This window comes from Anaeromusa acidaminophila DSM 3853 (assembly GCF_000374545.1).
GTDB lineage: Bacteria > Bacillota > Negativicutes > Anaeromusales > Anaeromusaceae > Anaeromusa > Anaeromusa acidaminophila.
Genome location: NZ_KB894591.1, coordinates 75,106 through 95,038 on the forward strand (window position 1 = coordinate 75,106; position 19,933 = coordinate 95,038).

The 19,933-nt window shown below is 46.0% G+C and carries 20 protein-coding genes; 6 read left to right on the forward strand and 14 right to left on the reverse strand.

What is annotated here, in order from left to right; genetic code table 11:
* Window positions 1-45 precede the first annotated feature (45 nt).
* Window positions 46-1,029 carry a tyrosine-type recombinase/integrase gene (locus C508_RS0108880; protein ID WP_018703203.1) on the forward strand — a complete coding sequence of 328 codons (984 nt, stop codon included), beginning with the start codon at window positions 46-48 and terminating at the stop codon, window positions 1,027-1,029.
* Between the two features lie 312 nt (window positions 1,030-1,341).
* Window positions 1,342-1,782: a GNAT family N-acetyltransferase gene (locus C508_RS0108885; protein ID WP_018703204.1), complete on the forward strand. Its 441-nt coding sequence runs from the start codon at window positions 1,342-1,344 to the stop codon at window positions 1,780-1,782.
* A gap of 6 nt (window positions 1,783-1,788) precedes the next feature.
* Here the strand turns inward: C508_RS0108885 and C508_RS0108890 are convergent, their stop codons facing one another.
* Window positions 1,789-3,786: an OPT family oligopeptide transporter gene (locus C508_RS0108890; protein WP_018703205.1), complete on the reverse strand. Its 1,998-nt coding sequence runs from the start codon at window positions 3,784-3,786 to the stop codon at window positions 1,789-1,791.
* Between the two features lie 486 nt (window positions 3,787-4,272).
* On the opposite strand from C508_RS0108890, the gene fliB reads away from it, so the two are divergent.
* A complete protein-coding gene (gene fliB / locus C508_RS0108895; RefSeq protein ID WP_018703206.1) occupies window positions 4,273-5,523 on the forward strand; it encodes a flagellin lysine-N-methylase in 1,251 nt (416 codons plus the stop codon).
* A 91-nt stretch (window positions 5,524-5,614) separates the two neighbouring features.
* On the opposite strand, the gene htpG is transcribed toward fliB, so the two are convergent.
* From htpG to C508_RS0108925, 6 genes are all read right to left on the reverse strand, one after another.
* Window positions 5,615-7,561: a molecular chaperone HtpG gene (gene htpG, locus C508_RS0108900; RefSeq protein ID WP_018703207.1), complete on the reverse strand. Its 1,947-nt coding sequence runs from the start codon at window positions 7,559-7,561 to the stop codon at window positions 5,615-5,617.
* Between the two features lie 135 nt (window positions 7,562-7,696).
* Window positions 7,697-8,608 carry a hypothetical protein gene (locus C508_RS0108905; RefSeq protein WP_018703208.1) on the reverse strand — a complete coding sequence of 304 codons (912 nt, stop codon included), beginning with the start codon at window positions 8,606-8,608 and terminating at the stop codon, window positions 7,697-7,699.
* Window positions 8,609-8,765: 157 nt separating this feature from the next.
* Window positions 8,766-8,957, reverse strand: a complete 192-nt coding sequence (locus C508_RS0108910; protein WP_018703209.1) for a hypothetical protein — start codon at window positions 8,955-8,957, stop codon at window positions 8,766-8,768.
* A gap of 105 nt (window positions 8,958-9,062) precedes the next feature.
* Window positions 9,063-9,983 carry a DMT family transporter gene (locus C508_RS0108915; RefSeq protein WP_156817602.1) on the reverse strand — a complete coding sequence of 307 codons (921 nt, stop codon included), beginning with the start codon at window positions 9,981-9,983 and terminating at the stop codon, window positions 9,063-9,065.
* A 2-nt stretch (window positions 9,984-9,985) separates the two neighbouring features.
* Window positions 9,986-10,567 carry a nitroreductase family protein gene (locus tag C508_RS0108920; protein WP_018703211.1) on the reverse strand — a complete coding sequence of 194 codons (582 nt, stop codon included), beginning with the start codon at window positions 10,565-10,567 and terminating at the stop codon, window positions 9,986-9,988.
* On the reverse strand, window positions 10,560-11,564 hold the full coding sequence (locus C508_RS0108925) for a site-specific integrase (protein ID WP_018703212.1): 1,005 nt from the start codon (window positions 11,562-11,564) through the stop codon (window positions 10,560-10,562). Before C508_RS0108925 ends, C508_RS0108920 begins: the two co-directional genes overlap by 8 nt.
* Window positions 11,565-11,782: 218 nt before the next feature.
* Between C508_RS0108925 and C508_RS0108930 the strand changes: the two genes are divergently transcribed.
* Together C508_RS0108930 and C508_RS0108935 are read left to right on the forward strand one after the other, a co-directional pair.
* The gene (locus C508_RS0108930; protein ID WP_018703213.1) at window positions 11,783-12,145 is read left to right on the forward strand and encodes an ArsR/SmtB family transcription factor; all 363 of its coding nucleotides are present in this window, start codon (window positions 11,783-11,785) and stop codon (window positions 12,143-12,145) included.
* On the forward strand, window positions 12,129-14,369 hold the full coding sequence (locus C508_RS0108935; protein ID WP_018703214.1) for a heavy metal translocating P-type ATPase: 2,241 nt from the start codon (window positions 12,129-12,131) through the stop codon (window positions 14,367-14,369). Before C508_RS0108930 ends, C508_RS0108935 begins: the two co-directional genes overlap by 17 nt.
* A 354-nt stretch (window positions 14,370-14,723) precedes the next feature.
* Here the strand turns inward: C508_RS0108935 and C508_RS0108940 are convergent, their stop codons facing one another.
* The 3 genes from C508_RS0108940 to C508_RS0108950 all read right to left on the reverse strand — a co-directional run bounded on the left by C508_RS0108940 (window position 14,724) and on the right by C508_RS0108950 (window position 16,246).
* On the reverse strand, window positions 14,724-15,215 hold the full coding sequence (locus C508_RS0108940; RefSeq protein WP_018703215.1) for a hypothetical protein: 492 nt from the start codon (window positions 15,213-15,215) through the stop codon (window positions 14,724-14,726).
* A gap of 84 nt (window positions 15,216-15,299) precedes the next feature.
* Window positions 15,300-15,485, reverse strand: a complete 186-nt coding sequence (locus C508_RS0108945; protein WP_018703216.1) for a 4-oxalocrotonate tautomerase — start codon at window positions 15,483-15,485, stop codon at window positions 15,300-15,302.
* 50 nt (window positions 15,486-15,535) lie between these two features.
* A complete protein-coding gene (locus C508_RS0108950) occupies window positions 15,536-16,246 on the reverse strand; it encodes a TVP38/TMEM64 family protein (protein ID WP_018703217.1) in 711 nt (236 codons plus the stop codon).
* A gap of 176 nt (window positions 16,247-16,422) precedes the next feature.
* Between C508_RS0108950 and rpmB the strand changes: the two genes are divergently transcribed.
* Entirely contained in the window at window positions 16,423-16,614 is a 192-nt protein-coding gene (rpmB, locus tag C508_RS0108955; protein WP_018703218.1) for a 50S ribosomal protein L28, read from the forward strand.
* A gap of 57 nt (window positions 16,615-16,671) precedes the next feature.
* On the opposite strand, the gene hslO is transcribed toward rpmB, so the two are convergent.
* The 4 genes from hslO to C508_RS0108975 all read right to left on the reverse strand — a co-directional run bounded on the left by hslO (window position 16,672) and on the right by C508_RS0108975 (window position 19,923).
* Complete coding sequence (gene hslO / locus C508_RS0108960; protein WP_018703219.1) at window positions 16,672-17,565, reverse strand: Hsp33 family molecular chaperone HslO; 894 nt, start codon at window positions 17,563-17,565, stop codon at window positions 16,672-16,674.
* Between the two features lie 24 nt (window positions 17,566-17,589).
* Complete coding sequence (gene yfcE / locus C508_RS0108965) at window positions 17,590-18,141, reverse strand: phosphodiesterase (RefSeq protein ID WP_018703220.1); 552 nt, start codon at window positions 18,139-18,141, stop codon at window positions 17,590-17,592.
* 94 nt (window positions 18,142-18,235) lie between these two features.
* The gene (gene ribH / locus C508_RS0108970; RefSeq protein WP_026319449.1) at window positions 18,236-18,700 is read right to left on the reverse strand and encodes a 6,7-dimethyl-8-ribityllumazine synthase; all 465 of its coding nucleotides are present in this window, start codon (window positions 18,698-18,700) and stop codon (window positions 18,236-18,238) included.
* The gene (locus C508_RS0108975; RefSeq protein WP_018703222.1) at window positions 18,694-19,923 is read right to left on the reverse strand and encodes a bifunctional 3,4-dihydroxy-2-butanone-4-phosphate synthase/GTP cyclohydrolase II; all 1,230 of its coding nucleotides are present in this window, start codon (window positions 19,921-19,923) and stop codon (window positions 18,694-18,696) included. The genes ribH and C508_RS0108975 overlap by 7 nt, the downstream gene beginning before the upstream one ends.
* Window positions 19,924-19,933 lie beyond the last annotated feature (10 nt).

The following is a 19,933-nucleotide window of genomic DNA, read 5'->3' on the forward strand; positions in this document are numbered from 1 at the left end:
AAGGAGTTAAAGAACTTTTAAATAGGTTACGAGGAGGAGATAGGTATGAATGGGCAGTATGTAACCATGCCAGCGGCGCCAGCTTCTTTGTTGAGTCCAGATAGTTGGAGCAAAGAAGAATTTCTGCAACGCTTCGGTGAATTTCTCCGCTTGGACGTAGCTCATGGCCGCGCCGCCGCCGACACCATGGCCACCTATCTTTCTCATATCCGCCAGTTTCTCCTTTGGTGCCGCGAAGAAGGTCTGCAGCCAGAACAGGCTACAGTACACCAGTTGAAAGTATACCGCCAATACCTTTGGGAGAAAAAACGCTATAAAGTCAGCACCATTGCCTTAAAGCTAACAGCGCTGCGCCGTTTTTACGCAGCCGCCGTTTCCCGAGGCATTCTCAAAGAAAATCCGGCTTCAGAGGTGTACGCTGGCGAAGACCGCCGTGCCAGGCTGCAACCGCAGTCCTTTCTTAGCGCCGCCGATATGCAGCATTTATTATCGCTCATTCCCAAAGAAGGGGAGGAGGCGTTGCGCGCTAAAGCTATTTTGGTGCTTATGGCCTTACAAGGCTTGCGCACCGTAGAAATCCATCGCGCCAACGTCGAAGACGTTGATTGGAACAACGGCATGATGCTGGTACACGGCAAAAAAAGAGACGGCTATGTCTATCTGCGCGAGGATGTTCTTGCCGCGCTGGACGCCTATGCCAAACAGCGCCGCCCTGTACTAGGCGACGCGCAAGGCACGCCGCTTTTTGTTTCCGTCAGCCGTCATCATAGCGGCGGACGTCTTTCACGCTGCGGCATCCGTGATGTGATTGATCATTGGTTTCAAGAAGCCGATCTTAAGAAACCAGGGAAAAGCTGTCATTTACTGCGCCATACCTGCGGCACCTTGCTCTACCAGGAAACAAAAGATTTGCGCATTGTCCAAGAAACACTGCGTCATGCCAGCCCCACAACGACTGCTAAATACGCTCACCTAGATGATCAGCTGTCGCATCGCTATACCAGCAAAATTCCCATTCAAGTAGATTGAGAAAAGAACGAACAAGAGAACCGGATTCGCGGCGACAGCGCTGGATGCGCCTAGTGCCGGATGCGCCATGGATGGCGTAGCATCCGGTCTCTACCAGAAAAAGAGGGTTGTAGGGTTCGAATTTTGAATAGAGTAGAAGAGATTAAGAGAAAGAAAAAACGACGTCCACAAATGCGCTGTGAGCGTCGTTTTTGGGAAACCCCTTATAATACCATTAAGCAATCCTATGTACATTGTCTTTTGTAGGTGAACATCGAAAAACATCCCATAAAGTATCGTTTCATACTTTCTTTTAGAAAGGAGTCGTCCGAAATGAATGCACAAAATCCGTCATATTGTATTGAATTGATTCGAGCAGAAGAAACCTGGCCGTTGCGCCAAGAAGCAATGTGGCCGGACAAGGATATTTCTTTTGTACAACTTTCCGGCGATGAAAATGCGCTGCATTTTGGTCTTTTCGTTACTACAGCACCGAATCGCAAAATGCTAGTTTCCTGCCTGTCTGTATTTAGCAGCGATGCGGCTTTGCAATTACGCAAGTTTGCCACACTGCCCTCGCAGCAGCAGCAAGGCTGGGGAAGTAAGTTGTTAACGTATGTGTTAAAGGAAGCATCACTGCTTGCCGAGGGACGAGTTATCGTACTGGATTCGCGCCAAGAAAAAGAAGCTTTTTACGCTTCTTTCGGCTTTCAGCGTACAGGAGAGCCCTTTGAGAAAAACGCTCGCTTCTATGTGCGCATGAAATGGCATTAAAACGGCTTAGACAGTCGGCTTGCCGCGCCGACTATACCAAATAAAAAAACCGCACAAGCAAACATACATTACCAAGGAATATAATTCCGGAGTTTCCGTGCTTCCCCAAGAAAGCTGGCTGAAGTCATAACCCATCACTCGCAATCCGGCGCTGCATACGCCCATGATCGAACCGCCGGCAATAAAACCGGAGCTAATGAGAATGCCCCGGCGCTGACGCCATTGATTCAAAATCGCATCGCGGCTGCTATGCGCCATGAGATAGGCAATACCGCCACCAGCCAATAACGGCATATTGAGCTCCAACGGAATATATAAACCTAACCCAAACGCCAACGCCGGCACCTTTAGCCGGTCTAACAACACAGCCAATACAGCGCCCGCAAGATATAACGTCCAAGGAGCCTCCTGACCGGACATGAGCGGCCCGATGACCGCGGCTACCGCATTGGCTTGAGGAGCCGCCAAGGCCCCCGGACCGCTGAAGCCCATGCTTTTAGCAAGAAGCAACATAACTCCGGCGGCAATGAACGCGGAAACCAGGGTGCTGATAACCTTCCAAATTTGCAGCGTCTTCGGTGTAATTCCAAGCCAAAAGGCTACTTTTAAATCCCCCACAAAGCATCCCGTCATCCAGAGACAGCCGCAAACGACCGTAGCCATAAGAAGCACCGCTAAAATGCCGACCTCGCCGACTAAGCCCGTGCTGAGCATAGCTTGTGCGCCAATAATCAAAGTCAATAAAGTTAAACCGGATACAGGCTCTGAAGAAGTAAAGGCAATGGACGTAGTTCCTACGACGGAAAAAAGAAAAGACCCTGCCAGCAGCACCACCGTTAAAAGAAGCGCTTGCAGCCAGCTAGCTCCATAGTTGAGGTGAATGAGCAAAGCAAACACCAAGGCAATCAATGCAATTAATCCCACTACCCAAGCTATAGGAACATCTTGTTGCGTCCTCACATAGGAGGATGTATTTTTTTTGTCTTCCCATATGCCTACGATCGCTTCCTTAAAGGCAAGGCCGATAAAAGGAGCCATCTTTAAAACCCCCAGAATGCCTGCCATCGCCAAGGTCCCAATACCGATAAAGCGAACAGATTGCCGAAAAATAGCTTCTGGCGTCATATCTTGAAATACTTTTTCCGCACCAGTTCCAAGAAGCCAAGCTTGATTGTCTGCCGATAAAGAAGCCATAAAGGGGAGCAGAACCCACCAGCCAAACAAGGAGCCGCCAGCGATAATAACCGCATAACGCCAGCCAGTCATATAGCCTATGGCCAAAACAGCGGCCTCTACATTAATGGCAAAAAGAAGCTTATATTTTTCCGCCAAATAGCTGCCAAACGTACAAAAGCGAGAAGTAAACGCTGCATTCCACCAACCAAAGGAGTTCGTAGCAAAATCAGCTGCACCGCCTACTAAGCTGCTAAACAAAAGCACGCGCAGACTGCCGCCTCCTTGGGCCCCGGACAAGAGAACCTCTGTCGTCGCCAAAGAGCCGGGGAACGGGTAATGACCGTGCATATGTACCACAAAATAATTGCGCAAAATAATGGCGTAGGCAATACCCAAAAGGCCGCCCAAGAGCGTAGTCCAGACCATTTCCGCAAAGGTGGCCTGCAGCTGCAGAATAAACAAAGCCGGGAGCACGAAAACCAGGCCGGAATTGTCCATAGATCCGGTAGAGCCGATGCATTCCATCAATGTATTTTCTCCCAACGCATCGTTTCTCTTCAATACTGCCGCCAGAGCAATCGCCATGGCGGCAATAGGCGTATCCGCCGAAACCCCTTGACCCACTTTTAGAGGCATATAGGTGCAAGCCACTGTAAAAACGGCGCCGAAAAGCAAGCCTAAGAGTACCGCGTAAAGCGTCGCTTCTTTGGGCTTTTGCTGCGCCTTTAATATTGGCTCATAGGTTTCTCCTTCACGCAGCGGAAGAAAGGCCGCCTCCGACAAGAAACAAGAACCCGCAGCGCCGGAAGTTGCTTTATTTTTATCCATCCAAGCATCTCCTTTGGGAAAAACTTACTCTTATTATGCCACAAACTATAAAAGTACGTCCAGTTTGTTAAGGACCGTTTCCAAATTACGAAACAAGGTTCAACGCAAAAGAGTATGCTTTCTGGAAATTCATTTCAAATATTGATGACAAAAAACGAATTAGAATTTAAAAGCAGGATGCGCGTAGTCGGATGGAGTGCATTTTTACGTATTATAATTGAATAAATCTGTTTTTATGTGAAAATGAATTGGCTTTTGCGTAAATGAACGTTTATTATATAAGTTGAACCTTGAAATGATAGCTTAAAGCTTCGAATTCTAAGTTCAATACCTCATTTCAATGAAAGAAAACGCTATGATAATGATTCGATTCTCTTTCAGCTCATCATTGTACTTAGTGTAAGGCGAAGCTAAGAGGCTCCACGCTATAGCCTTAGTCAGAGCAGGTTGAACAAAAATGTAATATAGTAAAAGGAAGTTGCAACATTGAAATTCGAAAAAGTATTTGAACCAACATATTTTCAGCATTTTTCCTGCAACGGACAAGAATGCCAAGATACTTGCTGCGCAGGATGGGATATCGTTATTGATGCTGCTACGCTCCGCCAATATACGTCCTGTAAGGATCCAAATTTGAAAACTCTTTTTAGTAAGCATCTTGATTGCAATAGAGATCCAGGAAATTCCATTCAGGGTTATATGAAGTTAGAGCAGCAGAGATGTCCTTTCTTAACACAAGAACACCTCTGCCTGATTCAACAGCGACTAGGAGAAGATGCACTATCGCTAACCTGTTCAACGTATCCCCGAACCTTTAACCAAGTAGATGGAGTCCTCGAACGATCTTTATGTGTTTCCTGCATTCAAGCCGCACAACTGATCTTATTGAACAAAGAACCTATGCAGTTTATAAAAAAAGACGAACTTACAACTTTGCGCTCCCGAGCGGTTGCCACTATCCACTCATCCTCCCAAATTGCACTGAAACCGTATGCGTATTTTTCGCCTATCCGCGAGTTTGTGATTGAATTATTGCAAAACAGAGACTATCTTCTATGGCAGCGTTTAAGCCTACTGAGCGTTTTTTGCAGCCGCCTGACTCAAGTTCAAGAAGAATATTACGATGAAGATATTCCGTATTTACTTTCTTACTTTAGAGACAAAATTCAACATGATGACTTCCGTCAGGCCATGAATGTGTTTGAGACGGATTTAGAAACACAGCTGCAAGTAGTTACTGCGCTGTTGAATTATCGGATGCAAGGAGAGTTTTTAGGAGAACGGTTCCAAGAATGCATGCATGATTTTATGCAAGGAATTGGCTTAAAAGATTATACTATTGATATCGAAGCGGTGGAAGCATATATCCTAGCGAAGGAACAATATTATGCGCCTTTTCTCAAGTCCCACGAATATCTTTTGGAAAATTATTTGGTAAACAGTGCTTTTCAAAAACTATTTCCGCTAGGACCTCAAGAAAACGGGATAACAGCTCCTATTGAAATTTACGAAGAATATATTATTTTAACGTTGCATTACGCTATACTGCAAACACTGCTTATTGGCATGACCGGATTTCATAAAGAAAGGTTTAACTTGAACCAAGCAGTTAACTTGATTCAAACTTATGAAAAAACAATTGGTCATAATCTTTCTTTTAGGGTACAAGCGATCAAATTCATCAAAACTCTACAAATGGATACTACTGGCGGTATGAGTGTTTTGATAAAAATATGAAAGCGACCCAAGCGACATTATCATAATACTGCGCCAAAAAGCCCAGCCTATTGTGCAAAACAACAGGCTGGGCTTTCCATTTGTCTTGTTCTTACGCTTTAGCAGCCGGCGCGGCCATCAATGAAGCCACTAATTGGGCAAAGCGGCCCGGATCTTCCGGAGCTAAGCCTTCTAGAAGAAGGGCTTGACCGTAAAGCAATTCGCAGTAATCGCCAAAAAGAGGCGTGGTGCTACCGTCGGTAAACTGCGCTTGCAGGGCCTTGAACACCGCATGGTTGGGATTGAGTTCCAGAATGCGGCTGGCTTTAAAGGAGTTTTTCTGGTCCATATCCGCCAGAATTTGCTCCATCGAGAGGCTGATGCCTTGAGCGTCGCTGACCAGGCAAACCGGGCTGGAGGTTAAGCGATGGCTCAGTTTGACTTCGGTCACTTTTCCTTCCAGGTGCTTTTTAATAGCTTCGAGCAAGGTTGAATTTTCTTTAGTTAATTCTTCCTGCTCTTTTTTCTTTTCGGTTTCGTCTTCCATCTCATCCAGCTGCAGCTCGCCGCGGCTGATGGAGCGGAACTGTTTTTCCTTGTAGCTGTTCAGCGCATCAACGGCAAACTCATCGACCCGGTCAAAGAGATACAATACTTCCAGGCCTTTTTCCCGCAGCATTTCCATCTGGGGCAGACGCTCCACAGCGGTGCGGTCTTTGCCTGCGGCGTAGTAGATAACGCTTTGCTTTTCCGGCATGCGCTCCACATAGTCAGCTAGGGTAGTCAGCTCGTCTTCGCTGCGAGAGGTGGAGAAGAGGAGGAGGTCCTGTAGGCGCTCACGATTGGAGAAATCAGAGTACACGCCGCTTTTGAGGGCCTTGCCATATTCCTTCCAGAAGGTTTCGTATTTGGGCCGGTCTTTTTTGCACATTTGCTCCAATGTTTTTAAGAGGCTCTTCTCCAGATTCTTGCCGATTTTCTTTAAAGGCAGGCTCTGCTGTAGCACTTCGCGGGAGATGTTCAAAGAAACGTCAGGAGAGTCCACAAGGCCTTTTACAAAGCGCAAGTACTCTGGCAAGAGATCCTGACAGTCATCCATAATGAACACGTTTTTCGAATAAAGGCGAATGCCTGTGGTAACTTCACGCTGATAAAAATCAAAAGGTGCATGAGAGGGAATAAAAAGCACGCTCGTATATTCCACAGCGCCTTCCACCTTAGAGTGGATGACCTCCATGGGATCCTGCCAGTCTAGGAAAAGGTGCTTGTAGAGCTGATTATATTCTTCCGGCTTAATTTCATTTTTATTGCGCATCCACAAAGGAGACATGGAGTTTAGAACACGTACTTCTTCCTTGGGTTCTTGCGGCTCTTCGCCTTCGGCGGCGGGAGGCGTCATAACCGGCATGCTCATGCGAATGGGGAAGCGAATATAATCGGAGTATTTTTTAACCAGCCGCTCTAAGGTGTGCTTGTTTAAAAATTGCTCGCTTTCGGCTTCGGCTTTGCGATGTTCTTCTTTCAAGGAAAGAATGATCGTCGTACCACGGCCTTCTTTTTCACATTCTTCCAGCGTATAGGTGCCGTCGCCGATTGATTCCCAACGTACGCCTTTTTCTTGACCGGGAGCGCGGGTTAAAAGGGTTACTTTATCCGCTACCATAAAGGCCGAATAAAAGCCCACCCCAAACTGCCCGATCAGATTGGTATCGCCGCCGGCGTTTTCTTTTTCCTGCATGGCTGCCAAAAACGCCTTGGTGCCGGACTTAGCGATGGTGCCAATGTTTTCAATGACTTCATCATGAGTCATGCCCATGCCGTTATCCGCAATAGTCAATGTACCGGACGCTTCGTCCGGCAGCAGCATAATTTCAAATTCATTATTTCCTTCCAGCAGCTCCGGCTTGGTCAGCGCTTCAAAACGCAGCTTGTCGATGGCGTCGGAAGCATTCGAAATCAGTTCCCGCAGAAAAATATCCCGGTTCGTATAAATGGAGTGAATCATCAGCTCCAGCAGTTGTTTCGTTTCCGCTTGAAATTCCCGTTTTTCCACTGTCATGAGTCATTTTCCTCCTGTATGAATAAATTTAGGCATTCCCTTATCTATGATAGCGAAAACTTCAGCAACAGGCAAGGTGCTATAAAAAGAAAAAAGCGTACAGAACCAGTTGCTTCTGTACGCTTTGCGGTATCACTAGCTTCGTGTAGCAATAGAAATCAGGATATCTCCGTTGAAAGTCAGTTTCTTATCTCCATAAATCCAAACAAAGCCGTCCTGTTCCATATCTGAGGCTTCGCCCCAGCTAAGACGTACTTGTTCTTTAAACATTCCAACCGTTACATTAGCGGTTTCAATTTGTTTCCACATATCAGAAGACCAATTAAAGGTTTTATGCGGATCTTCTAAGAAAAGATCGTCTTGCCAGGCTGGACGGTCATTCCAAAATACCTGTGGCATATTAGTCCAACTGTAGTTCATCGGCAGAACTGCTTTTTGTCCATTTGCTGCAGTTACTACCAGCCAAATTGGGTCCTGTATTTGAATGCCCGGATACACATCCGTAACCACAACTGGAGCGCCAATGCCGACTGAAACCGCTTGAGGCATTGGATTTCCAGCGGTTGCTAACCCAGGCAGCTCCCTTAATTTTGAATATACAGTTTTTCCCATAAATTGTTTCCGTGCATTTTTCAAATCGGCTGTTAAAACAAGTCCATTTACTTGCGAACGCATACTGCGAGCCACTAGCTTTTCCCCGGTATCTACAACAGTCAAATAAACCATATACTCTCTTATGCCATAACCGGCATCAAAGGGAACCACATCAGTAACAACAGCTTGTTTACCTACATGTGTAGCATAGGGGATACGTACGGCAACATCTCCCTGGAAGCCTCTACTAGCGTTTTCCGCCTTGAAAATGCTGTAACCAGCAGCCTGCTTGTCATCCGGCAGGGACATAAATGTAAAATTGTGTCCCTGCCATTGTTGAATTTTCAGATTCTGCGAGACCGACTCTGTTAACGCCCCTGCATTTACCGCATCAATTCCAAATCCTAGCAACATGCAAAGGGTCAACACCATACAAGAAAAAAACTTTTTCATAAATACACCTCCTCTTGAATTTCCCGAAAAGCTTGCCAGCCATCCAGGATAAAAGCAAAGGAACCACTGAAACAGCAGTTCCTAACGCTTCAAAAGGTATTCGTATAAAAGTAGGATTGAGCAGCATATACTAGTAAAAGTGAAGCCAGGGGCCGGTTTATTTCCGGCGGGATTCCCGTTCTAATGAAGTGAGACGGGCGTTCAAGCGATCCACTTTTCCTTCCAGACGTTGCAACATTTCTTGAATTTGCAAAAACTCATTATTTTTTTCATTTTCACCGTCTTTTTTCACTTTTTGCCATTCGCTTTGCAACAATGTTACAAGTTCTTCTTTCCAGTCAGACTGCATAAAACACCTCTTTCCAAAAGTAACAGCCAATTCATCCCGAAAATTCCTACTATTATAGTAACACAGTTCCTACAAGGAATGACACTTTATTACAAAATCGATCATTTATTTTATTTCCGCTTTTTTTACGCCCCAAGCGCTCTTAAATCCATTTTGCCAAGCAAGCCATGGTATTTGCGCTACTAGCATGCCGATCATCATCAGCACGCACCCTAGAAGTTCCCAAGAAGTAAGAAATTCATGCAGTAAAAAATACCCGCCTATAGCGGCAAAAACCGTCTCTAAGCTTAGAATCAGCGAAGCCTGTGTGGGCTCCGCTCGTTTCTGCCCGACAATCTGCAATGTATAAGCAATGCCTACTGAGCCGATTCCGCCATATAAGATCGGAGAAAGCGCCCCTCGTATTCCAGCCAGGGTTATTGTTTCCGTAAAAACAGCAACAAGCAAAGAAAGGATCGCGCAGGTCGTAAACTGCCAAACAGCCAAAGAAAGCACCTGTACTTGGGAGGCAAAACGATCAATCCACAAAATGTGCATCGTCCAAAAAACTGCGCCAACCAAAACCAAAAAATCGCCAAAAGACAAGGTGAAATCTTCACGAATACAAAGAAAATACAAACCCAAAAGAGATAGTAAACACCCCAGCCACAAAGAAACTTCCACACGCTGTCCCAAAAGAACGCCGCTTAAAGGAACAAGGACAATGTACAAGCTAGTTACAAAAGCCGCTTTACCGGCCGTTGTGTCAACAATGCCGATTTGCTGCAATGATGCTGCTAAAAACAAAATTAAACCAGCTATTACGCCGATTCCAAAGACGCGAAAAGAAGCTGTTCTTTTTTCAACTACAGTTTTGCGATGTTGCTGCCACCATAAGAGCGGCAGCAAGGACAACGCTCCTAGCAAAAAGCGAATACCATTAAAAGTAAACGGTTCGAGATATTCCATGCCCACTCGTTGCGCCACAAAGGCAAGTCCCCAAATACCGGCGGTCACAAGCAAAGCTGCATTGGCTTGCCATCTCATCGTCATTCACCGGAAAAAGAATGGTAGTAAACCCAATTCTCTTTACGTTTTGGTCCGCGCACTTCTTTGTTTTGCAACTGCTTATGTCCTAGAACAACTGCGTAAAGAGGACGGAAACCTTCGGGAACAGCTAGTTTTTCACACAAATCTTTTCCTTGACCATTGATAAAAGGGAAGCCGGCAAAACCAATCCAACAGCTTCCTAAGCCTAAACTTTCCGCCGTTAAAAGCATATTTTGCGTAGCCGCAGCGCAGTTAGCCTCCGTCATAATCGCATCTTCCTTGGCGGAAACTAAAATAGCGACAGGGGCGTGGTAGAAAATATCAAAATCCTTTTTAGCCAGCAATTTATGAATAAATGCCTCTGATGAATGTTGTGCAGCCTCACGAAAACGTTGATTCAACTCTGCAAACATATTCGTATCGCTAATAACCGTAAAAAACCAAGACTGTTGATTATGACCGCTAGGGGCCCAACGGCCTGCCTCCAAGATCGTTTCTAAATCAGTGCGAGACACTTTTTCCGCCGTAAATTTGCGCGTACTGCGACGGCTTTTTATCAAATCCAATAATTGTTCATTCATAATCATCACTCCCTTTTCTAGTTCCATCCGCTTTTTCCATTAAGGCCATATTGTCGAAAGAAAAAATCTCGCTTTCTTCAATATAACGACGGACCATTTTATCGCTATGATGTCCGGTTTGTTTCATAATATGCCGTTCTCTGGCTCCCGCCAGAGCGGCAGAAGTAGCAAAGCCTCTGCGCAGGCTGTGCCCTGCGTAGCGCTGCGGATCAGCGCCGGTACGTTCCGCGAATTCTTTGACCGTTCTGGCAACTGCTTTATCCGAAAGGCGCTGCTGACGAATGCCGCCATTTTTAGTTAAAGAACGAAAAAGAGGCCCGCTGGTAATTCCCGAAATATCAAGCCAGGCTTTAATGGCGCGCACAGGACAAACCTCTGGGCGCTGACGGCGATACGAAATCCCTTTATATTGCCCTTTGCCGTCTGGGTCATTTTTGGCCCTGCCTAAAAACACTTTGACACCTTCAGGAAAAAAAGTTAAATCTTCCACATCCAACGCAACCAACTCCGAACGTCGGAAAGCGCCGGCAAAACCAAATAAAATCAAAGCCCGATTGCGAATTCCCAACGGCGTAGGGTCGAATACATCTGCAACTTGTGCTAAATCGGACCACATAACCGGCAGTTTTCCTTGCTGAAAGGTTCCTTTAGATTTACGTATGCCCTGGAGAGTCATCCGCACATCCGCCGAAAGCGTCGGTGATGGATATCCAGCCGCTTTATGAGCTTCAGAAATAGCGGTTGCCTTTCGAGAAACGGTATTTGCTTTGATAAAGTCAGCCAAATAGCTGAAATACTCTACAAGCGTTTCCGGCGTAGCAGGAAGTTCCATATATCCATGGTGTCGGCACCAATAGGAAAAATCATCCCAATCGCTTTGATACGCCCTTATCGTATTAACGGCCTTGGAGGAGGTCATATAACGAACAGCCTGCTCGGAGTACTTGCCACGGCGCCAAGGGCGCAACACAATAGACGACGATAAAGAAGAAGCCATTCGAACACACCTCCAAAATCAAGCACTATCATTAAAACTCTCTTGATTATACCATAGAACAAGACCTTAAAATGTGACCATCTTGTTACAATCATTCTAGCAAACTGTTGTATCTATTGTAATACATGCCATGAGAGTTGACAAAGGAGTCCATAAAGATTTATTATATATGTGAACACATATTCATATGTTTGTGTTTATACATGGAGGTGAAGGTTATGAAAGAAGCAATATGTGACATATGCGAAGAGCATTGCGAGCATCCTGAACGAATTGGCTGTGCCAAAGCTGGAATGCTGTCAGACACAACGATATTACGACTAGTAGAAACCTTTAAAATCCTAGGGGACGCCACGCGGCTCAAAATTTTGTGCGTATTAGCACAACAAGAGATGTGCGTCTGTGATATAGCTGCTGCACTCTCTATGGGACAGTCCGCCATTTCCCATCAATTGCGCGTATTACGCAGCGCCAGATTGGTAAAATATCGCAGAGAAGGCAAGTCTGCCTGGTATTCATTAGATGATGATCACGTCGTAGATCTCATGAAACGAGGTCTAGAGCATGTCAGCCATACGTAATGAACGTCCAGAAGACAAACTGGAGGTGAATAGATTGGATAAAGAATGCAGTTGTTCCTGTTGTCATGAAGCAACTCATGAAACAGCAGAGTTTCCAATTAAGAAGGCTATAGTGAATATAGACACAACCGATGTGTTTCGTATTGAAGGCATGGACTGCGCTGACTGCGCTGCAAAACTGGAGAAAAAGATCAACGCTTTAGCTGGAGTCCAGACGGCTACAGTAAACTTTGGCGCAGGAAAACTGACTGTAGAACACTCTTTAGCCGTTGCTGAAATTATCAAAGCCATAGAGCAAGCAGGCTATCAAGCTTTTAAAGACGGATTGAACCGTCGCAGTGCCGATACCCCAAGTCCTTCCTGGTGGCGCAAACCAAAAACAGTGGCAACCATTCTGTCAGGCGCGTTTCTTCTGCCGGCTGTCATACTGGAATGGAGCGGAGCTGGTGAAGAGGTGCTTATGCCGCTTTATATGGCCGCGATGATTCTAGGCGGCTACCATGTAGCCAAAAGCGGCCTTTACGGACTGAAAAGTTTTACTATGGACACTAACTTTCTCATGACCATAGCTGCTGTCGGAGCCGTTGCAATCCGAGAATGGGGCGAAGGCGCCATGGTTGTGTTCTTGTTTTCCTTGGGTAATGCTTTGCAGGCGTATACGCTGGATAAAACAAGAAACTCCATTCGCGCTTTGATGGACTTGGCTCCGCGTGAAGCACTGGTGCGTAGGAACGGTCAAGAACTCCAGTTAGAGGTAGAAGAAATTGCCATAAACGATGTCATTCTCGTAAAACCAGGGGAGCGTATTGCTATGGATGGAACGGTGACAAACGGCGTTTCTTCAGTAAATCAGGCTTCCATTACCGGGGAATCCATTCCTGTTGAAAAACAGCCTGGAGATATTGTCTATGCCGGTACGGTTAATGAAAACGGCGCATTAGAAATTACCGTAACCAAACTAGCAACAGATTCCACGCTGGCAAAAATCATGCACATGGTAGAGGAGGCGCAAACGAAAAAAGCGCCTATGCAGCAATTTGTAGATGTCTTTGCCAAATACTACACGCCGGTAGTCATTATCGCAGCATTAAGTTTCATCGCCATTCCCACACTGTTCTTTGGAGAACCTTTTGCTGTTTGGTTTTACAAAGCCTTAGTATTGCTGGTTATTTCCTGCCCTTGCGCTTTGGTTATCTCTACTCCTGTATCGATTGTCTCAGCCATTGGCAATGCCTCACGCCACGGCGTATTGATTAAAGGCGGCGCTCATTTAGAACATATGGGGAGCGTTGAAGCCATCGCCTTTGACAAAACCGGAACGCTTACTTCAGGGAAGCCAGTTGTAACAGATATTATTCCTTTAAACGGCATTCCCCAAGATGAACTTCTCGCTTTGGCAGCGGCGGTAGAAAAGTGGTCAGAGCACCCTTTAGCTAAAGCAATCGTCTCCTATGCGAAAGATACGCCGCTGCCAAGCATAAGTAATTTCCAAGCGCTACCTGGCCGTGGGGCGCAAGCGAATATAGGCGAACAAACTATTTATGTAGGCAGCCGGCGTTTGTTCGAAGAAATAGGCTGCGTTATCGCTGCGGATGAGCCTCGCTTAACTAGACTGGAGGAACAAGGAAAAACCGCCATGCTGGTAGGTACCCGTCAAAAAGTGCTGGGAGTTCTAGCGGTAGCTGATACTTTGCGTGAAGAAAGCAGCGCATCCTTGAGCGAACTCCGCACCGCTGGAGTTCGTACTATAGCTATGCTTACCGGCGACAATGAGCGCGTAGCTAAAACTATTGCGACAGAACTCAAGATTGACGCAGTTTACAGTGAATTACTTCCAGAAGAGAAAGCGATGGCGCTAAAACAACTTTCTAGCAAATACGGCCGCGTAGCCATGGTAGGAGACGGGGTAAACGATGCTCCGGCTTTAGCTACAGCGGATGTAGGAATTGCTATGGGGGTAGCTGGTTCGGACAGCGCGCTGGAAACAGCCGATATCGCGCTTATGTCCGACGACTTAAGCAAGCTGGCTTATATCATAAAACTCAGTCGTAAAACAGTAGCGATCATCAAGCAAAATGTTACTTTCTCCATTGCCATAAAACTCTTGTTTGTCGCAGGAACTTTTTTGGGGGTTGTGAACCTTTGGCTGGCGATCTTAGCCGATACAGGGGCTTCCTTGCTGGTCACGCTAAACGGCATGCGTTTGGCTAAGAAAATAGGTTAAGAACCCAAAAAATCTCGAAAGCCAAGTTATTCTCAATTAATTCTCATTTAAATAGCGAGTCGGAAATAGCAGCGTTATACGTTAGCTCTTACTGCAAATTTGAGTATTCTTATGCCGTTTCTTGCAAAAGCACCGTTTACGAAGCTTCAATAGCCGCAAACGGTGCTTTTTATAGTTCAACACATTAATTTTTAGAGGCAACGAACGAAGCAGTAGTAGAGTAGTAGAAATGAAATTACACTGAATCATGATGTAAAAGGTAAGAAATAAAACCCCTATTTTAAACGCAAATATTCCGTCCGATAAGTATAAATTATCGGACGGAATGTAAAATTTCTCAAATAAACTACCCTATTATAGCTTTTCAAACGGCGCAAAGCCAAGCTCTTCCCATAACAAGTTATGCTGCTGCTGTGCCAGCGCACTTAAGCGACGATGCAATAACCATTGACCATGGGCCAAATTCTTGAAAAAAATTTGCTCTAGCGGGAAAATAGTATGAGCAGCCAGCTGCTTATATAAACTTTCCAATCGTTCCAGCCAAGCTAGATATTGCCATAAACGTCCCAGCCAAAAATAATCCGTTCCTGTTTTCTCTTGAGTCTGACCTTGCGATATTTTCTCCCAAATCCGTTGCCGTTCGACCAACGGTTCAACCTCAACCTCCGGAAGAATCGAACGTTCTGCACTTGTCAGCCATTGCAGGTATTGCTCTTGAATCGCTTGACAATGCCTCCAAATTTCCAATTCTTGCGCTGATGCCCCAGGGGCCAGCATTTCTTCCAAAGCGGCTATACATGTTTTTTCCATTTTTTTGGCTACTTGCCAGCGTGAATTTGTACTCATTGACCACGTTCTCCTTGCATATATGTATATTAAAGAAAAGGCCCTTTCTGGCAGAAAAGGCCTTTTCTTACGCTCACAGCGATTTTATTGATCGGCCCGCAATTTACCGCCTTGGCCCAAATTTTCTTTCGGCATATCCCGCATGATGATGGTTACTGCCGAAGTAGGACAAGCAGCGGTCTCGGAAATGGCCTCCGTTACCCGTTTGACCAGTTCCCGTTTTTGTTCAACTGTACGTCCTTCAATCAGATCGATTTGTACGATAGGCATTATAAAACCCTCCTCTGCTAATTTTGCCGAATGTTATCAGCAAATATAGATTATTCTATTCGCCGTGGAACAGTAATATCCTTTTCCTGTTCCGCTTTTCTTTGCCGGCGCTTGCGCCACCACAACGCTCCGTATACTGCTACGACAAGCAAAATAACCGCAATAAGACGCCCCATGTTCTCGCCTGCAAACGCTAAATCATGACCTAATAAGACCTTTATAACTACCGGCGGCAACTTGCCGATGACAGTAGCCAAGAAAAAATCGCGTACCGACATAGCGCTGATAGCAGCGACTGCTGTAATAATGCCGGACGGAGCCAATGGTAAAAGCCTGGCCGCAAGAAGCGCTTTGAAGCCATTTTTAGCACTATACGCGTCTACCTGCTTTAAATACGGACTTTTCGAGATCCAACCCGCTACCATATCCCGAAAAAAATAACGAGCAAACACAAACATAACCACAGCGCCCAAAACTTCGCCAACCCAGGAAAGCAAAATTCCCCAGTAAAGGCCAAAAACAATGCCAGCCGCTCCTGACAAAATCATAAATGGAAATACAATGGTAAATGTCATTACCACAAACAAAGCCAGCGTCACTAACACTGCCGTAGCTGTACCAAAAGAACGTAAATATTCCGCTAAAGCCGCAATGTCGCCAGTTTCGATAATTCCGTAAGCATGCTGAAAAAATTCAGGCTGCCATAAATAAACGCCAGCCGCCATGGCTGCGACTACAAACCACCCTATGATTTTCCCCATTTCCATCCTTCTCTTTCCATATCGTTTCACTTCTCTTATCTTATCATATTTCGCCCAGACGCGACGAGGATTTTTATCAAGCGCACATCTTGCAATGAACCATCCTCTGTGCTACAATATTTTTGTTATAGATAGCTATAGAAATTTTGTCTCTTGACATAAAGGAGGTGGAAACGATGGCCAATGTTTGCGAAATTTGCTCCAAGGGTGAAGTTAGCGGCTTCAACGTCAGCCACTCCCACTTGAAAACCAAGCGCACCTGGAAACCCAACATTCAACGTGTGCGAGCTGTAGTAAACGGAGACATTAAACGGGTCAACGTTTGTACTCGTTGCTTACGTTCCGGAAAGGTGCAACGCGCTATCTAAGCGATTGTTGCCTTAAATAAAAGCGGAGCTGGATTATCCAGCTCCGCTTTTATTTTTTTATTCGCAGTTATCTCCGTCTTCATCCCCCAGCGCTTCAAGGCGCAATGCGGCTAAAGACTTGCTATCAAAGTTATATTTTTCCGTGCAAAAATGGCAGACTATCTCGGTTGTACCCTCTTGTTCCATTGCCGCCAATTCTTCAGCACCTAAACTAATAAGCATAGCTTCTACTTTTTCCCGCGAGCAAGGGCAGGAAAAGAGCAGTTCCTGGCGGTCATGAATTTTCAAAGGCAAACCCGCCGTTAATGCTTGTAGTAATTTTTCTGCTCCATCCTCTTCAAGCAGCACTGTCGATACCGGCGGCAACTTGCGCAGATTTTCTTCTAATTGGGAAATTTCCTCATCCGTCGCTTCTGGCATCGGCTCTACAAAAAAACCTCCTGCCGCTTCCACTTTTAAGTCCGTCTGGATACGCACGCCCAAAGCTACACTAGAAGGCGTCTGTTCCGAAATATACAAATACTCGGTAATGTCTTCCGCGATTTCGCCGCTCACCAAAGGACTGGTACCCGTAAAAGGCTGCTTCAAATTAGTAAACCGGGTCACAAACAACTGCCCCTGACCTACGCCAGCCCCTACCGGCAGTTTACCTTGCTCGTTTAAAGGAAGATCCGCCTGCGGATGAGTCACATAACCGCGAACAGTGCCATTGCCATAAGCATCAGCCACTAACTCGCCCAACGGACCGTCTCCTTGCACACGCACGGTAATGGCTTCGTTGGTTTTTAGTTTGGCCGCCAAAAGCAAGCCGCCTGTCATCAAGCGTCCCAATGCGGCCGTAGCTAACGGAGACAATTGATGGCGACGTCTGGCTTCCTCTGTCAGTTCCGTCGTTACTGCCGCAAAAAGACGAATGCCTCCGGCGGTCGCTCGCAATAAATAATCTGTCATAACTTTTTCTGGTTCCTTTCCGGCTTACAAAGCCATGGTCTGATAAATTTCTCCTGAGTCCACATACCGAATCGAAAGGCTGCCATTTTCCAATACAGCAAAAGTACCGCGTTTTTCCACTGTTTTCGGCATGCACGGAGACCCTGGATTCAAAAAAACGCAAGATTCTTTTTTCTCCAGCACCGGCAAATGCGTATGCCCTTCAATAAATAGCTGCACTTTATACTTTTTTGCCAGCGCTTCTTTTTCCGCAATCGATTGCCTATGTCCATGAGAAAGCAAAATACGTATTCCTTCCCACTGGACAAAAGCAAAAGGATTTTGAATCGGCGCTTCCAGCACCATGCCGTCTACTTCTGCATCACAATTGCCAGCAGCAAACACTATCGGCACCGGACAAGCATTCAATTCTTTCACCAATTCCGCCGGCTGATACTCAGCAGGAATTGTATTACGCGGACCATGATAGAGTACATCGCCAGCATGAAGAATCAAATCGGCATCCTGTAAATAAGAAAACACGTTACGCCAGGTATGCACACAACCGTGAGTATCGCTAACTATGCCAATTTTCATATCAATTCCTCCCTTCCGTTAGGGGCACGGAAGGGAAGGAAAGGGTCTCTCCCTTCCTTCCCTTCCTATGCCATATACAACGCATATTACATGCTTAAATAGCTTTGAGTAAATTAGCCATTTCCATGGCAGCCATAGCCGCATCAAAGCCTTTGTTGCCGGCTTTAGTTCCTGAACGCTCAATGGCCTGTTCAATGGTATCGGTTGTCAGTACGCCAAACATGGTCGGTACGCCGCTGGCAAGTCCCACATGAGCTACACCTTTAGAAACTTCAGCGCAAACATAATCATAATGGCTGGTGCTACCGCGGATCACCGTTCCCAGGCAAATAATAGCATCATATTTTTTGCTTTCAGCCATTTTTTGCGCAACCATTGGGATTTCAAAGGCCCCCGGAACCCAAGCTACGTCAACAGCGTCTTCATCAGCGCCATGGCGTTTTAAAGCGTCTAAAGCTCCTGCAAGCAATTTAGAGTTAATAAATTCATTAAACCTGGCTACTACAATACCTACCCGTAGTCCTTGTGCGGAAAGCTGTCCTTCTATTGTCTTCATGATTGTGCCTCCTCTTTCGTTTGAAATTGTTTGAGCATATGCCCCAATTTTGCTTTTTTCACTGACAAATAGCGTTTATTAAAAGGATTGGAGTGAATCTCCAAAGGAACTCGCTCAGTAATAGTTAGGCCGTAACCTTCAAGGCCCACTCGTTTACGGGGATTATTGGTTAGTAGCCGCATGCTGCTAAGACCCAAATCGGACAAAATTTGCGCCCCTACGCCATAGTCGCGTTCGTCAGCTTTAAAACCTAAAAGCAGATTCGCTTCCACTGTATCTTTACCTTGATCCTGCAGGGCATAGGCTCTCATTTTATTAGCCAAACCAATACCGCGACCCTCTTGGCGCATATACAGCAGCACGCCTTCACCCGCGGCTTCAATGGCTTTCATCGCAGCCCCGAGCTGATCGCCGCAATCGCAGCGCAGCGAACCGAGTACGTCTCCTGTAAGGCACTCGGAATGTACTCTTACAAGCACATTCTCTTTACCTTTAATATCCCCTTTGACCAACGCTAAGTGGCACTGCTGATCCAGTGAGCTTTCGTAAGCAATCAATTGAAACTCGCCATACTTAGTCGGCATTTTCACTTCTGCTACGCGCTCCACGAAAACTTCATTCTTTTTACGATATCGAATCATATCGGCGATGGTAACAATTTTCAAACCATGCTTTTGTACGAATTCCATAAGTTGAGGCGTTCTAGCCATGGTACCGTCTTCATTCATGATTTCACAAATTACGCCGGCCGGATACAATCCTGCCATTTGCGCAAAATCAACTGCCGCTTCGGTATGGCCTGCTCGACGCAGCACGCCGCCGGAAACGGCCCTCAACGGGAAAATATGCCCGGGGCGCCGCAAATCCTCCGGTTTGGTAGCCGGATCAAGAACTTTGAGTACCGTCTGCGCCCGTTCCGGAGCAGAGATGCCTGTTGTCGTCTCCACGGCGTCAATAGAAACCGTAAAGGCAGTGCAATGGTTATCCGTATTTTCGGAAACCATGGCGCAAATCCCTAATTCGTCTAAACGCGCCCCATGCACAGGCATGCAGATAAGCCCGCGTCCATAGGTCGCCATAAAGTTAATGGCTTCAGGCGTGACCTTTTCAGCCGCCATCAGTAGGTCGCCTTCATTCTCTCTGTCTTCATCATCGACAACCACCACAATTTTTCCTGCCCGAATGTCTTCAATGGCTTCTTCTACTGTATTGAAATGAATATCCATCTTTTTTCCT

Bases quoted from the DNA above. Each gene is read 5' to 3' on its own strand.
- C508_RS0108935 (WP_018703214.1), top strand. From the start codon at position 12,129: ATGTCAGCCATACGTAATGAACGTCCAGAAGACAAACTGGAGGTGAAT.
- C508_RS0108925 (WP_018703212.1), bottom strand. From the start codon at position 11,564: ATGGCTTCTTCTTTATCGTCGTCTATTGTGTTGCGCCCTTGGCGCCGT.
- htpG (WP_018703207.1), bottom strand. From the start codon at position 7,561: ATGACAGTGGAAAAACGGGAATTTCAAGCGGAAACGAAACAACTGCTG.
- C508_RS0108905 (WP_018703208.1), bottom strand. From the start codon at position 8,608: ATGAAAAAGTTTTTTTCTTGTATGGTGTTGACCCTTTGCATGTTGCTA.
- C508_RS0108930 (WP_018703213.1), top strand. From the start codon at position 11,783: ATGAAAGAAGCAATATGTGACATATGCGAAGAGCATTGCGAGCATCCT.
- hslO (WP_018703219.1), bottom strand. From the start codon at position 17,565: ATGACAGATTATTTATTGCGAGCGACCGCCGGAGGCATTCGTCTTTTT.
- C508_RS0108975 (WP_018703222.1), bottom strand. From the start codon at position 19,923: ATGGATATTCATTTCAATACAGTAGAAGAAGCCATTGAAGACATTCGG.
- C508_RS0108940 (WP_018703215.1), bottom strand. From the start codon at position 15,215: ATGAGTACAAATTCACGCTGGCAAGTAGCCAAAAAAATGGAAAAAACA.
- C508_RS0108945 (WP_018703216.1), bottom strand. From the start codon at position 15,485: ATGCCTATCGTACAAATCGATCTGATTGAAGGACGTACAGTTGAACAA.
- C508_RS0108890 (WP_018703205.1), bottom strand. From the start codon at position 3,786: ATGGATAAAAATAAAGCAACTTCCGGCGCTGCGGGTTCTTGTTTCTTG.
- C508_RS0108950 (WP_018703217.1), bottom strand. From the start codon at position 16,246: ATGGGGAAAATCATAGGGTGGTTTGTAGTCGCAGCCATGGCGGCTGGC.
- C508_RS0108915 (WP_156817602.1), bottom strand. From the start codon at position 9,983: ATGAGATGGCAAGCCAATGCAGCTTTGCTTGTGACCGCCGGTATTTGG.
- C508_RS0108910 (WP_018703209.1), bottom strand. From the start codon at position 8,957: ATGCAGTCTGACTGGAAAGAAGAACTTGTAACATTGTTGCAAAGCGAA.
- yfcE (WP_018703220.1), bottom strand. From the start codon at position 18,141: ATGAAAATTGGCATAGTTAGCGATACTCACGGTTGTGTGCATACCTGG.
- C508_RS0108920 (WP_018703211.1), bottom strand. From the start codon at position 10,567: ATGAATGAACAATTATTGGATTTGATAAAAAGCCGTCGCAGTACGCGC.
- C508_RS0108880 (WP_018703203.1), top strand. From the start codon at position 46: ATGAATGGGCAGTATGTAACCATGCCAGCGGCGCCAGCTTCTTTGTTG.
- rpmB (WP_018703218.1), top strand. From the start codon at position 16,423: ATGGCCAATGTTTGCGAAATTTGCTCCAAGGGTGAAGTTAGCGGCTTC.
- C508_RS0108885 (WP_018703204.1), top strand. From the start codon at position 1,342: ATGAATGCACAAAATCCGTCATATTGTATTGAATTGATTCGAGCAGAA.